This window comes from Pseudomonas sp. 8(2025) (genome assembly GCF_052665325.1).
The window spans coordinates 336,475-348,806 of sequence record NZ_JBQOIE010000005.1 but is presented as its reverse complement, the minus strand read 5'-3'; the positions used below and the strand labels follow the sequence as shown (position 1 = coordinate 348,806).

Sequence of the window (12,332 nt, the reverse complement as noted above, 5' to 3'; positions counted from 1 at the left end):
CTGTTCGCCGCCCTGGCCCCCGGCACCGCCCACCGCCTGGCCCACGGCGGCGAACAGCCGCCAGAAGTCCTCGGGGGCGTACTCGATGAAGGCGCCGATATCGGCCATGTCGCGAACATCCCGCAGGCCGCGCAGCGCGCCGTCGGAATTACGCCCCTGCAGGTAATTGATGTAGGGGCCGATGCTCAAGCCATTGCTCTTGAAGGCATCCCAGGTCAGGCCATCGTCACCGCTCAGGCTGACATCTCCCCAATCCAGGTCCATGTACGGCAGCGGCACGGTGTCGTAGCTGCTGCCTGTGGGGTCATGGGGTTGATAGCCCAGGCCCAGGCCCAGTTCACCGGTGATGCCGGAGTCGGCCATGGCGCCACTGGCGAGGGTCAGGGAGAGCAGGCCGGCCAGTAAGGCGGGGGAAGAAAGCCTGGGCATGAATGAGTTTCCTTGTCTGAACATGCGCGCATCAATCATCAGAGCGGCCCTTGGGCGCAAGCACTGATGTTCTTTGTAGGGACCTACAAAAATTGTAGCCAGAACTCTACAAATCACCCTCTTTCCTCGCCAAGACCCCAGCCCCGCTGGGTTTTTGCCACTTGGCACAGTCCCTGCTCTACCCCTGCCACAAGCGCAAAGAGCGCTCTTATTCAACAGGTAACAGCAGATGATGCACTGGCATATCGTATGTGACTTCGACGGGACCATCTCCCGCGCCGACGTGATCGATAACGTTCTCCAACGCTTCGCCGACCCCAGTTGGGAAGGCATAGAGCAGGAATGGCTGGACGGTCACATCGGCTCCCGAGAATGCCTCAGCCGCCAACTGGCCCTGGTCAAGGCTTCGCCCGCCGAACTGCTGGGCTACTTCGACAGTGTCGAAATCGACCCCGACTTCCCCGACTTCGTCGATCACGTGATCGGCCTGGGCGCTTCCATCGAAGTGGTCAGCGACGGCATCGAGCAGGGCATCGCCCGCATCCTGGCACGCAACTACGTGACCCTGCTGCCGATCCTCGCCAACCGCCTGCGCCAGGTCGACCACAACAGCTGGCGCATCGACTTCCCCTACGCCAGCGACGCCTGCCGCGCCGCTTCCGGCAACTGCAAGTGCAAATCCACCCCGCGAGGCAAGCGCGTGCTGGTGATCGGCGACGGCCAGTCGGACATGTGCGTGGCTTCCACCGCCGACTTCGTGTTCGCCAAGGATCGCCTGGCCGACTACTGCGAACGCAACAAGATTCCCCATGCGCGGTTCGACTCCTTCGCCGAACTGCCAGCGCTGCTGGCCAAGCTGCCGAACAACGCCGCCAACGCGACCAACTTCTCTCTTGAAACCCAGGAACTCTTCCACCATGTCTGATATCCGCATCGCTACCGCAGAAGACCAGATCCTTCTGGAAAAAGAAGCCAAGTACTGCTCCTACGGCGATACCGTTCACTACATCGAACCACCGCGCATCTTCAGCCGCTGCGAAGGCTCCTACGTCTGGGACACCAGCGACCAGGCCTACCTCGACCTGCAGATGTGGTACTCGGCGGTGAACTTCGGCTACGCCAACCCACGCCTGAACAACGCCCTCAAGCAACAGATCGACACCCTGCCGCAGATCGCCAGCCAATACCTGCACAAAGGCAAGATCGAGCTGTCGGAAATGATCGCGGTCGACGCCAAGAAGAAGTTCGGCCTCGACGGCCGCGTGCACTTCAACGTCGGCGGTTCGCAGTCGGTGGAGGACTCGCTGAAAGTGGTGCGTAACGCCACCAACGGCAAGAGCCTGATGTTCGCCTTCGAAGGCGGCTACCACGGCCGTACCCTGGGCGCTTCGTCGATCACCTCCAGCTACCGCTACCGCCGCCGCTACGGCCACTTCGGCGAGCGTGCGCAGTTCATTCCATTCCCGTACCACTTCCGCGGCCCCAAAGGCATGACCAAGGAAGAGTACGGCAGCCACTGCGTGCAGCAGTTCGCCCGCCTGTTCGAAACCGAATACAACGGCGTCTGGGACCCGAAGGTCGGCCAGAGCGAATATGCCGCCTTCTATGTCGAGCCGATCCAGGGCACCGGCGGCTACGTGATCCCGCCGATGAACTTCTACAGCGAGCTCAAGCACGTGCTCGACCAGCACGGCATCCTGATGGTGGTCGACGAGATCCAGATGGGCTTCTACCGCACCGGCAAGCTGTGGTCGATCGAGCACTTCGACGTCAAGCCGGACGTGATCGTGTTCGGCAAGGCGCTGACCAACGGCCTCAACCCGCTGGGCGGCATCTGGGCCCGTGAAGAGCTGATCAACCCGGGCGTGTTCCCGCCAGGTTCGACCCACTCCACCTTCGCCTCCAACCCGCTGGGCACCGCCGTGGGCCTGGAAATGTTCAAGATGACCAGCGAGATCGACTACGGCGCGATGGTCATGGAGAAAGGCAAGTACTTCCTGGCCGGCCTTCAAGACCTGCAGAAGCGCTACCCGATCATCGGCGACGTCGACGGCCTGGGCCTGGCCCTGCGCTGCGAGATCTGCACCACCGACGGCTTCACCCCGGACAAGGCGACCCTGGACTACATGGTCGAGGAAGGCATGAAGGGCGACATCGAAATCAACGGCCAGCGCCTGGGCCTGATCCTCGATGTGGGCGGCTACTACAAGAACGTCATCACCCTGGCCCCGTCGCTGGAAATCAGCTACGCGGAAATCGACCTGGGCATCGCACTGCTGGATCGCCTGCTGGATCGGGCCATGAAGCGATGAGCAAGGCTGAGATCGATCTGGGCGAAGGCAGCGCCGGCTTCGTTCTCGGCACGGGTCCGGTCGGGGTCTTGTTGATCCACGGCCTGACCGGCACCCCGACGGAACTCCGTCGGGTGGCCCAGGGCCTGGCCAAGGACGGTACGTGCACGGTGTACGTACCGACCCTGCCCGGGCACTGCGGGGACAACAGCGACCTGCAGGCCACCGGCTGGCAGGACTGGTACGAGGGCGTGCGCAAGACCTTCGCCGATGTACAGCAGCGCCACGAGCAGGTGTTCGTGGGTGGCCTGTCCATGGGTGCGGTGATGTCCATGTACCTGGCCTCCGAGCATCCGGGACGGATCAGCGGCCTGCTGATGTACTCCACCACCCTGAAGTACGACGGCTGGAGCATCAACAAGCTGGCCTTCCTCACCCCGTTGCTGATGAAGATCCCCTTTGGCGTGCACATCTGCCGCTTCGAGGAAAAGCCACCCTACGGCATCAAGAACGAACGCCTGCGGGCCATCGTCGAGAAGCAGATGAAAGCCGGTGAAAGCAGCAATGCCGGGCTCCTGACCATGGAGGGCGTGACGGTGCGCGAATTGCACCGGATGAACGCCGTGGTCAAGAAACGCATGCCGTCGATCCTGACCCCGGCCCTGGTGCTGCACTCCAGTGAAGACGACATCACCAGTACCTGGAACGCCGACTACGTGGAGCGCAAGCTCGGCGGCCCGGTGACCAAGATCCTCCTCGACAACTGCTATCACATGATCACCGTGGACCTTCAGTACCAGCGGGTGATCGAGCTGAGCGCAGATTTCATCCAGCAGCGAGTGGTGGCACCTGCGGTGCGCGAAGACTACCGACAGCTGGCGTGACTTAAGGAAGAGACGTGATAACCGCCCAAGCCTTTTCAACCATCCAGGCCATCGATCGCAGCGCCTGGAATGACTGTTTCCCAGGGGCCCTGGAGGATTGGGACTATTACCTGGCCGTGGAAAAAGCCGCGATCGCCGATTTTCGCTGGCGCTACCTGGCGCTCTACGAGGGTTCGACCCTGGTGGCAGTGGCGCCGGCCTTCACCACCCAGTACCGGCTTGATACCACGGTCTCCGGGCTGGCCAAGCGCTTCACCGAACGCCTGGCACGCCAGTGGCCCGGGGCCCTGGAGCTGCGCCTGTACGCCATAGGCTCGCCTGTGGCCGAACAGTGCAATGCCGGCACCGCCAGCCATGTGCCTGCGCAACGCCGCCAGGAGCTGCTGGAGCAGTTGCTGCAACTGGCGCGACGCGATGCCGACAGCTTCGGCATCGGCCTGATGGCGGTCAAGGATGCGCCGAGCAACGACCGGCAATGGGCTGCCAGTTGCCTGGCCGCGGGCCTGCAAGCCATGCCGAGCCTGCCCACGGCGCTGCTGCCGGTACCCTTTGCCTCGATCGACGCCTACCTGGGCACCCTGGGCAAATCCACCCGCAAGGACCTGCGCCGCAAACTCCGGACACCGGCGCCACGCATAGAATGGCGACGCCAGATCGACGACGTGCTGCCGGACATCATGCGCCTCTACGAGGCCACCCTGAATCGTAGCGACCTGCAGTTCGAACGCCTGCCGGCAGGCTACTTCACCGGCATCCTCGAGCAGTTGGGGGAACGCGCGGCCTGTGTCCTGTACTGGGTCGACGAGCAACTGGTGGCCTTCAACCTGGTGCTCATCGACCAGCATCGGCTGATCGACAAGTTCTTTGCCCACGACCTCAGTGTCACCCGTGAGCACAATCTGTATTTCCGCAGTTGGCTGGCCAACGTCGACTACTGTATTCAGCAACGCATTCCCCTGTACGAGTGCGGCCAGGCCGGTTATGCCAGCAAGTTGCGCCTGGGTTGCCAGTTCACCGGTAACATGTTGTTTTTCCGGCATCGCAATCCCTTGCTCAATGCCCTGCTCAAACTGATAAAACGCTTTGTCCGCCCGGATCGCTCCGACCCCGCCATGGCTGCTGCAATAAGCGAAAGTACATGACCAGAAAAGATCGTCGCCCTCCTCGCCCCTTCGCCATTTCCCGCTGGAGCCTGCAACGCAAGCTGGTGCTGGCGTTCTGGCTGGTCAGTGTGATTCCCACCATGATCGCCGCGGAACTGGCGGCCACTACCCTGTCGGAAATCTTCGACAGCAACGTGCGGATCTGGCTGCAGGAGTCCACCAAGATCGTCGAGGACGAGATCACCGAAATCCTCCATGACAACGCGCGGATCGCCCAGCTGTTCCTGCGCTATACGCGCCCGCCCACGGACCGCAATGCGGCCAAGCATGACAAGCTCACCGCCGACATCGCCGATTCCATGGGCATCGACGTGGTGGCGCTGATCCGCAAGAACGATCACAAGGTGGTGTTCACCACTGCCGCCGATGACGTGGTGGGGCAGATCAGTACCGCCTCCAATGCCGTGCTGCAGACCATCCAGGTCGGCGGCGTGGCCACCGGGGCGGTGGTCTCGACGTTCCAGACCCAGCTCGACGGGGTCGACTACCAGTTGCTGATCGCCACCTACCTGGACGCCAGCTTCCTCACCAGCGTGGCCGACGTGCATTCCCTGGACCTGCGCCTGTACCTGGCCAAGGCCGATGACTTCTCGGAAATCTTCGCCACCCAGCGCTTCGAGGACCACCCGCCCCAGGTGCCGCACAAGATCGAAGACATCCTGCGCGCCACCCGCCAGCCCACCGAGCAGTTCACCAGCCGCTACAGCGGCCTGTACCGGCCGATCTTCAACGACAGCGGCGACCTGGTGGGGGTGATCTTCAGCGGCCTGCTTCGCCATAGCAGCCTGGTGGGCCTGGTCAACCAGAGCAACCTGTTCATCCTGATCTTCCTGCTCAGCTCGGCAGCCTCGCTGTGCGTCGGCTGGCTGGTTTCCCAGCGCCTGACCCGACCGCTGCGGGGCCTGTCCAAGGGCGTGCAGGCGGTGATCGCCGGCGACTACCGCCAACGGGTGCCGGTGATCGGCGGCGACGAACTGGCGGAGCTGAGCAGCACCTTCAACCACATGACCGAGCGCCTGGGGGAACTGCAGCACCTGGAAGCCCAGTTGCGCCGCCGCGACCGCCTGCATGCCCTGGGCGAAGTGGCCATGGGCCTGGCCCACGAGATCCGCAACCCGCTGGGCATCATCAAGACCGCCACGCAGTTGCTGCACCGCCGGGCCAACCTGCCGGAAAACGACAAGCGCCACCTGGAATACGTGATCAGCGAGGTCAGCCGGATCAACGACCTGATCACCGAATTCCTCGATTTCGCCAAGCCCAGCGCGCCGATACGCGCCACCCAGCTGGCCCGCCCGCTGGTGGAGGAACTGCTGGGCTTCTGCACCCCGGAACTGGCCACCCACAACATCGACGCGCGGATCGACGACCAGGCCCCCGGCGCGACCATCCACGCCGATGCCCGGCAACTCAAGCAGGCCTGCCTCAACCTGATTCTCAACGCCATCGACGCCATGCCCGACGGCGGCCGCCTGACCCTGGGCATTTCCCAGCGCGACGACGAAACCATCATCAGCGTCAGCGACACCGGCCAGGGCATCGAGCCGGACATGCTGGAACGCATCTTCACCCCATTCGTCACCACCAAGGCCTCGGGCACCGGCCTGGGTTTGGCTAAAGTCTTCTCGATCATGGAAAGCCATGACGGCCATATCGAGTGCACCAGCGAAAAAGATGCTGGCGCCACCTTCAGCCTGTACATTCCGGCCAACGGTGAAGAAGACGACGAGGACAGTGATGACGCATAACCTGCTGGTGGTCGATGACGAGCCGAAACTCTGCGACCTGCTGTCCTCGGCCCTGAGCCAGAACGGCATCCAGGTATTCACCGCAGGCAACGGCCTGCACGCGCTCAAGGTGCTGGAGCAGGAAGACATCGACCTGGTGATCAGCGACTGGCGCATGCCCGGCATGGACGGGCCGCAGTTGCTGGGGGAAATCAAGCAGCGCTACCCGCAGTTGCCGGTGATCGTGATGACCGCCTACAGCACGGTGAAGAATGCCGTGCAGTCCATGCGCAACGGCGCCTACGACTACATCGCCAAACCCTTCGACATCGACGAACTGGACATCACCGTCAGCAAGGCCCTGCAGTTTCGCGACATCCTCAAAGACAACCAGCGCATGCGCGCCGAGCTCGCAGAGCATCAGCAGATCGACAGCCTGGTGGGCGACAGCCCGGCCTTCCGTCGGGTGCTGCAAGCCGTGGATTCGGTGCGCGAAAGCAACGCCACCATCCTCCTGACCGGGGAAAGCGGCACCGGCAAGGAAATGGTCGCCCGGGCCATCCACAAGCACGGCAACCGGGCCGACAAGCCCTTTGTCGCGGTCAATTGTGCGGCCATTCCCGAGGGCCTGCTGGAAAGCGAGATGTTCGGCCACCGCAAGGGCGCCTTCACCGGCGCCGTGGCGGACCGGGTGGGGCGTTTCCAGCAAGCCGACAAGGGCACCCTGTTCCTCGACGAAGTCGGCGACATGCCCCTGGCCCTGCAGGCCAAGATCCTGCGTGCCCTGCAGGAGCGGGTGATCGAGCCGGTGGGCGATCCACGGGAGCGCAAGGTGGATGTGCGGGTGATCGCCGCCACCAACAAGAACCTGCTGGAAGCGGTGGCCAACAAGGAATTTCGCGAAGACCTGTACTACCGCCTGAATGTATTCCCAATCCCCTTGCCGGCACTGCGCGAACGGGTCGAGGACATCGCCCTGCTGGCCCGGCACTTTGCCCACAGCCTGGGTGCCACCGCCGGCAAGCGCATCAGCGGCTTCAGCCCCGAAGCCCTGCAGGCCATGGCCAGCTACGCCTGGCCGGGGAATATCCGCGAACTGCAGAACTGCGTGGAGCGGGCCACCATCGTCGCCAGCGGCCAGGTCATCGAAGAAAAGGACCTGCCCGGGTATCTGTTCGGCCCCCAGGCGCAGGGCACAGAGAGCAGCGCAGCCATCAGTGTCGGCCCGCAAGTGCCCAGCGACCTGGAAGCGGCCCTGGCGGAAGTGGAAAAGGCCTACATTCTCGCCGCCCTGCAGCAGAGCAACGGTGTCCAGGCGGCAGCGGCGCAGTTGATCGGCATTTCCGAGCGCAGCTTCTGGTACCGGCTGAAGAAACTCGGCATCCAGGTGGACAAGATCGTTCGCTGAAACCGCGGCGCTTCATTCGCCGGCAAGCCGGCTCCTGCACCCAACCGCAAGAGCCGGCTTGCCGCGCTGCCCTAGAGGATGTTGCTGCTATCGAGCGGCTCGATCTGCGCCCAGTGGGAAGTGTCTTCCCGGTGGGTTTGCAGGTATGGCAGCACCGCCGCCAGCAGCGGCGCCTTGAAGGCTTCCTGGAACCGGTGGGCCAGCCCCGGAATCAACTTCAACTGGCTGCCCTGGATCTGCGCCGCCAGGTGCACGCCGTGCATCACCGGCAATAACGGGTCGGCGGTGCCATGCACCACCAGGGTCGGCACCCGCAGTTGCTTGAGTAATGCCACCCGGCTCGGCTCGGCAAGAATCGCCATGATCTGGCGCTTGACCCCTTCCGGGTTGAACGCCCGGTCATAGGCCACCGCCGCCTGTTGCAAGAGGACCTGGCGGTCATCGCTGACCTTCGGGCTGCCCAGGGCCGCCAGCAGGTCGGCCTGCTGCTCCAGCGCCGCTTCCCGGCTTGGTGCATTGCGCCGCGAGAGCAGTTGCACCAGCGCGGCGTTCGGCGCCGGCAAACCTTCGGCCCCGGAACTGGTCATGATCAGCGTCAGACTCTCGACCCGCCGCGGCTCCATGGCTGCCAGGTGCTGGGCGATCATCCCGCCCATGCTCGCCCCCAGCACGTGGAATTGCTCGATATGCAGGGCGTCCATCAGGCCCAGGGCGTCATCGGCCATGTCGGTCAGGGTGTAAGGCGCCGCCACCGGCAGGCCCAGCTTGTAGCGCAGCACTTCGAAGGTCAGGTTGGCGCTGGCCGGGGCCTGGCGCCAAGTGGACAGGCCGACATCGCGATTGTCGTAGCGGATCACCCGAAACCCTTGCTGACACAGGGCCACCACCACCTCATCCGGCCAGTGGATCAGTTGCCCGCCCAGGCCCATGACCAGTAGCAACGCCGGGTCGGAGGTGCGCCCAATGCTCTGGTAAGCCAGGCTCACCTGCGGCAGGTCGACCCGTTGGGTCGGGACATTGACATCGCAGCGCGCGGCCGCAAAACACAGCGGGCCGAGCAGCAGCCCGGCCAAGAGTAGAACAGTTGAAAGAAATCGTACCCGCATGAAAAACACCGAAACGCAGAACCCCAGTGGAGCGCGAGTCTGATGAACCTGGATGATTCGCGCTGCCACAGTTGCGTGACAATTTGATGAAGATTGCCCCAGCGGTACTTTTTCCGCGGCTAGGGTCGGCGCTTGCCCCTGGCACCCGGTGCACAACACACAGGCGCTGTCGCCCGTATCGGCAAAGATGCCCGCGAATCGATGAACGCGGGATGGTCGACAGGCCCGTCAACATGAGACAAACTCAACATTTTCGCTTTAACCACAAAATTTACTCATGGAGATCCTGGTGCTCGAAATCCGTCACCTGAAGACCCTGCACGCCTTGCGCGAAGCCGACAGCCTGGTGGAAGCCGCTGAACGCCTGCACCTGACCCAGTCCGCCTTGTCCCATCAGTTCAAGGAGCTGGAAGAGCGCCTGGGCATGCCGCTGTTCGTGCGCAAGACCAAGCCGGTGCGTTTCACCAGCGCCGGTCTGCGCCTGCTGCAACTGGCGGATGCGACCCTGCCCCTGCTGCGCGGCGCCGAACGCGACATTTCGCGACTGGCCGGCGGCACTGCCGGGCGCCTGCACATGGCCATCGAATGCCACAGCTGCTTCCAGTGGCTGATGCCGACCATCGATCAGTTCCGCGACGCCTGGCCGGAAGTGGAGCTGGACCTGGCCTCCGGCTTCTCGTTCGCTCCGTTGCCAGCCCTGGCCCGGGGCGACCTGGACCTGGTGGTGACCTCCGACCCCCTGGAGCTGGCGGGTATCACCTACGTGCCGCTGTTCACCTACGAAGCCATGCTCGCGGTCGCCAACCAGCACCCGCTGGCAAGCAAGCCATACGTAGTCCCGGAAGACCTGCTGAGCGAAACCCTGATCACCTACCCGGTGGAACGCGACCGCCTGGACATCTTCACCCGCTTCCTGGAACCGGCGGACATCGAACCGGCCCAGGTACGGACTTCGGAGCTGACGGTGATGATGATGCAACTGGTGGCCAGCGGCCGGGGCGTGTGCGGGATGCCCCACTGGGCCCTGCACGAGTACAGCTCACGGGGTTATGTGAAGGCCAAGCGGCTTGGGGAAAAGGGCCTGTTCGCCACCCTGTACGCGGCGATTCGCGCCGACATGCTGGATGCGCCCTACATGCGCGACTTTTTGCTCACGGCCAAGGACACCTCGTTCTCGACCCTGGACGGCGTCAGCGCCGTACGCTGACCCCAAGCAGGCTTGCCCAGGAGCCGGCTTGCCAGCGAACCGGGGTCAACCTTCGACCGGCAATTGGCGCCACATGTGGATCTTGTCGAAATAGTCCTCGCCCACCCGCACTGCCTGGGGTTCCAGGCCGAACTGGACGAAACCGCAGCGCTGGTACAGGGCCAGCGCCGCTTCATTACCGGCCGTCACGGTCAACTGGATCAGGCGCAGCCCTTCGTATTCAGCCGCTTCGGCCAGCAGCCCCTGGACCAGGCGGTAGCCCAGCCCGCTGTTGCGCTGCGTGCCGGTGACATAGAGGCCGAACAGGGTCGCCTTGTGCCGGGCCTTCTCCCGCAGCTCGAAGGCCAGGCCGACGATCCCCAGCAACCGCCCTTCGGAAAACGCCCCCAGCAACAGGTCGAGCTCGCCGTCCAGGCGTGCGGCCCACCAGGCCAGAGGCAGTTTTTCCCGCTCTTTGACGCTGGAGGTGAACGCCTGGGGATGGCGCTCATAGGCCTCGAGCATCAAGGCCCGGTATTGCTCCACATCGTCAGGGGTCAGGCGCTGGATCTGCATGCTCAGTCGAGGGTCTTGTGTCCGGTAATGAATGAAGCGCATTTTATCTTGCCGCCCTGCACTTCATAAATGGCCACGGTTTCCAGGGTGCCGCTGCCGTCGGCGAAGGTGCGGCTGATCAGTTCGTGATCGACCACCACGTTGCCCATGACCGTACGCTGGATCAGCCGGGCATGCAGGTTGGGTTCCTGGAAACGCACCACGGCCCGAGCTCGTATTTCCTCGTGCCCCCTGGCCAGCAAGGTGGCCGGATGTTCGTATTGCCGGGCATCTACGGCATAAGTCGCCAGCCAGGCCTCCAGATCCTTGCGGTTGTAGGCCTGCAGTTGTGCTTCGACCACCGCTTGCGGGCTTGGAAAATCACTCATGCTGGCGCTCCTCGATCAGTTGACGCGACGCTGTTCGAACATCAGGCGCACGGCCAGCCCCGCCAGCACAAAGCCCATGAAATAACGCTGCACCGAGAGCCAGGTGGGGTTGCTGGCAAACCAGGAGGCGATACCGGCGGCAAACAGGGCGATCAGCAGGTTCACCGAGAAACTCACGCTGATCTGGGTCAGGCCCAGGATGATGCTCTGGGAGAACACCGAACCGTGCTCGGGGTGGATGAACTGCGGAAAGATCGACAGGTAGAACACCGCGATCTTGGGGTTCAGGGCGCTGGTCAGAAAGCCCATGGTCACCAGCTTGCGCGGCGAATCCGCCGGCAGCTGCTGGGCTTCGAAGGGCGAGCGCGCGCCAGGCTTGAGCGCCTGCCAGGCCAGCCACAGCAGGTACAGGGCGCCGGCCCACTTGAGCACCTCATAGGCCATGGGCACCGCCATGAACACAGCGGTCAGGCCCAGCGCGGCGGCGAACAGGTGGACGAAGAACCCCGCCACCACCCCCAATAACGACGTCACCCCAGCCTTGCGCCCCTGGCAGATCGAACGGGAAATCAGGTAGATCATGTTCGGCCCCGGGGTCAGCACCATCAGCAGGGAAGCAGCGGCGAAGATCAGGTAGTCGTGGAGTGGAATCATGGCAATCCTTGGCAATGGGAGGGGGTCAGGCGTGGCCCGCTCGGGCCTTGCGATAAAACGGCAAGATCAGATCGCGTGTCAACGGCGCAAGGAACAAATCTCCATCGCCGGCCGGGTCGATCCAGCGTACTTCCTCGATCTCTGCCGCCGGGGTCACCGGGCCATGGATATGGACCAGGAACACCTCGGCCTCCACCACATGCCCCGGCTCGTTGGCCGCCGGTGCCGAGAACTGTTGCAGGTAACGGGCCTGGGCCGGGTCGATGCGCAATCCCAGTTCTTCTTCCAGCTCACGGGCCAGGGCGTGCACCGGTTGTTCACCGGCTTCGATCTTGCCACCGGGCTGCATGAAGGCCTGGGTGCCGCGCTTGCGCACCAACAGGGTCTGGCCGTCGGCACCGATCAGCAGGGCAGCGGCGATACGAATGATGGAGGGTGCAGCAACGGACGACAGCGACATGGGAATCCGGGAGCCTTGAGAATGAGGGCGCAAGGATCACATGCGCGGCGGCGGCTCGTCATCCGCCGCCGGCATTTTTC

General features: G+C 63.7%; 13 protein-coding genes. 7 read left to right on the top strand and 6 right to left on the bottom strand.

Features of this window, described 5'->3' with window-relative positions; all coding sequences use genetic code 11:
- A partial coding sequence (locus ACUXVH_RS13265; protein ID WP_445495051.1) for a MipA/OmpV family protein occupies positions 1 to 429 on the bottom strand: 429 nt, incomplete at its 3' end.
- Positions 430 to 658: 229 nt separating this feature from the next.
- Between ACUXVH_RS13265 and ACUXVH_RS13260 the strand changes: the two genes are divergently transcribed.
- Genes ACUXVH_RS13260 through ACUXVH_RS13235 form a run of 6 tightly spaced genes read left to right on the top strand, consistent with a single transcriptional unit; the run spans position 659 to position 7,902 of the window.
- Positions 659 to 1,354 carry an HAD-IB family phosphatase gene (locus ACUXVH_RS13260; RefSeq protein ID WP_011063137.1) on the top strand — a complete coding sequence of 232 codons (696 nt, stop codon included), beginning with the start codon at positions 659 to 661 and terminating at the stop codon, positions 1,352 to 1,354.
- Positions 1,347 to 2,741, top strand: a complete 1,395-nt coding sequence (locus ACUXVH_RS13255; RefSeq protein WP_011063138.1) for an aspartate aminotransferase family protein — start codon at positions 1,347 to 1,349, stop codon at positions 2,739 to 2,741. Before ACUXVH_RS13260 ends, ACUXVH_RS13255 begins: the two co-directional genes overlap by 8 nt.
- A complete protein-coding gene (locus tag ACUXVH_RS13250) occupies positions 2,738 to 3,604 on the top strand; it encodes an alpha/beta hydrolase (RefSeq protein ID WP_041119697.1) in 867 nt (288 codons plus the stop codon). The genes ACUXVH_RS13255 and ACUXVH_RS13250 overlap by 4 nt, the downstream gene beginning before the upstream one ends.
- A 14-nt stretch (positions 3,605 to 3,618) precedes the next feature.
- Positions 3,619 to 4,746 carry a GNAT family N-acetyltransferase gene (locus ACUXVH_RS13245; protein WP_015636831.1) on the top strand — a complete coding sequence of 376 codons (1,128 nt, stop codon included), beginning with the start codon at positions 3,619 to 3,621 and terminating at the stop codon, positions 4,744 to 4,746.
- Positions 4,743 to 6,515 (top strand): sensor histidine kinase, encoded by a 1,773-nt coding sequence (locus tag ACUXVH_RS13240; RefSeq protein ID WP_065365272.1) that lies wholly within the window; start codon positions 4,743 to 4,745, stop codon positions 6,513 to 6,515. Before ACUXVH_RS13245 ends, ACUXVH_RS13240 begins: the two co-directional genes overlap by 4 nt.
- On the top strand, positions 6,505 to 7,902 hold the full coding sequence (locus ACUXVH_RS13235) for a sigma-54-dependent transcriptional regulator (RefSeq protein WP_015636832.1): 1,398 nt from the start codon (positions 6,505 to 6,507) through the stop codon (positions 7,900 to 7,902). Before ACUXVH_RS13240 ends, ACUXVH_RS13235 begins: the two co-directional genes overlap by 11 nt.
- A gap of 71 nt (positions 7,903 to 7,973) precedes the next feature.
- Here ACUXVH_RS13235 and ACUXVH_RS13230 read toward each other — a convergent pair whose 3' ends face one another.
- On the bottom strand, positions 7,974 to 9,008 hold the full coding sequence (locus ACUXVH_RS13230) for an alpha/beta fold hydrolase (RefSeq protein WP_015636833.1): 1,035 nt from the start codon (positions 9,006 to 9,008) through the stop codon (positions 7,974 to 7,976).
- 289 nt (positions 9,009 to 9,297) lie between these two features.
- Here ACUXVH_RS13230 and metR point away from each other — a divergent pair, with 289 nt between their 5' ends.
- Positions 9,298 to 10,215: a transcriptional regulator MetR gene (metR, locus tag ACUXVH_RS13225; RefSeq protein WP_011063144.1), complete on the top strand. Its 918-nt coding sequence runs from the start codon at positions 9,298 to 9,300 to the stop codon at positions 10,213 to 10,215.
- A gap of 45 nt (positions 10,216 to 10,260) precedes the next feature.
- Here metR and ACUXVH_RS13220 read toward each other — a convergent pair whose 3' ends face one another.
- Genes ACUXVH_RS13220 through ACUXVH_RS13205 form a run of 4 tightly spaced genes read right to left on the bottom strand, consistent with a single transcriptional unit; the run spans position 10,261 to position 12,252 of the window.
- Positions 10,261 to 10,770: a GNAT family N-acetyltransferase gene (locus tag ACUXVH_RS13220; protein ID WP_053159936.1), complete on the bottom strand. Its 510-nt coding sequence runs from the start codon at positions 10,768 to 10,770 to the stop codon at positions 10,261 to 10,263.
- A gap of 2 nt (positions 10,771 to 10,772) precedes the next feature.
- A complete protein-coding gene (locus ACUXVH_RS13215; RefSeq protein ID WP_019093123.1) occupies positions 10,773 to 11,138 on the bottom strand; it encodes a nuclear transport factor 2 family protein in 366 nt (121 codons plus the stop codon).
- Positions 11,139 to 11,153: 15 nt separating this feature from the next.
- Entirely contained in the window at positions 11,154 to 11,792 is a 639-nt protein-coding gene (locus ACUXVH_RS13210) for a LysE family translocator (protein ID WP_011063147.1), read from the bottom strand.
- 25 nt (positions 11,793 to 11,817) lie between these two features.
- Positions 11,818 to 12,252, bottom strand: a complete 435-nt coding sequence (locus tag ACUXVH_RS13205) for an NUDIX hydrolase (RefSeq protein ID WP_015636837.1) — start codon at positions 12,250 to 12,252, stop codon at positions 11,818 to 11,820.
- Positions 12,253 to 12,332: the final 80 nt, after the last annotated feature.

What these genes read in the sequence shown, in the direction of transcription:
- ACUXVH_RS13260 (WP_011063137.1), top strand. Translation starts at nt 659, where the DNA reads ATGATGCACTGGCATATCGTATGTGACTTCGACGGGACCATCTCCCGC.
- ACUXVH_RS13255 (WP_011063138.1), top strand. Translation starts at nt 1,347, where the DNA reads ATGTCTGATATCCGCATCGCTACCGCAGAAGACCAGATCCTTCTGGAA.
- ACUXVH_RS13250 (WP_041119697.1), top strand. Translation starts at nt 2,738, where the DNA reads ATGAGCAAGGCTGAGATCGATCTGGGCGAAGGCAGCGCCGGCTTCGTT.
- ACUXVH_RS13240 (WP_065365272.1), top strand. Translation starts at nt 4,743, where the DNA reads ATGACCAGAAAAGATCGTCGCCCTCCTCGCCCCTTCGCCATTTCCCGC.
- ACUXVH_RS13235 (WP_015636832.1), top strand. Translation starts at nt 6,505, where the DNA reads ATGACGCATAACCTGCTGGTGGTCGATGACGAGCCGAAACTCTGCGAC.
- ACUXVH_RS13230 (WP_015636833.1), bottom strand. Translation starts at nt 9,008, where the DNA reads ATGCGGGTACGATTTCTTTCAACTGTTCTACTCTTGGCCGGGCTGCTG.
- ACUXVH_RS13220 (WP_053159936.1), bottom strand. Translation starts at nt 10,770, where the DNA reads ATGCAGATCCAGCGCCTGACCCCTGACGATGTGGAGCAATACCGGGCC.
- ACUXVH_RS13215 (WP_019093123.1), bottom strand. Translation starts at nt 11,138, where the DNA reads ATGAGTGATTTTCCAAGCCCGCAAGCGGTGGTCGAAGCACAACTGCAG.
- ACUXVH_RS13210 (WP_011063147.1), bottom strand. Translation starts at nt 11,792, where the DNA reads ATGATTCCACTCCACGACTACCTGATCTTCGCCGCTGCTTCCCTGCTG.
- ACUXVH_RS13205 (WP_015636837.1), bottom strand. Translation starts at nt 12,252, where the DNA reads ATGTCGCTGTCGTCCGTTGCTGCACCCTCCATCATTCGTATCGCCGCT.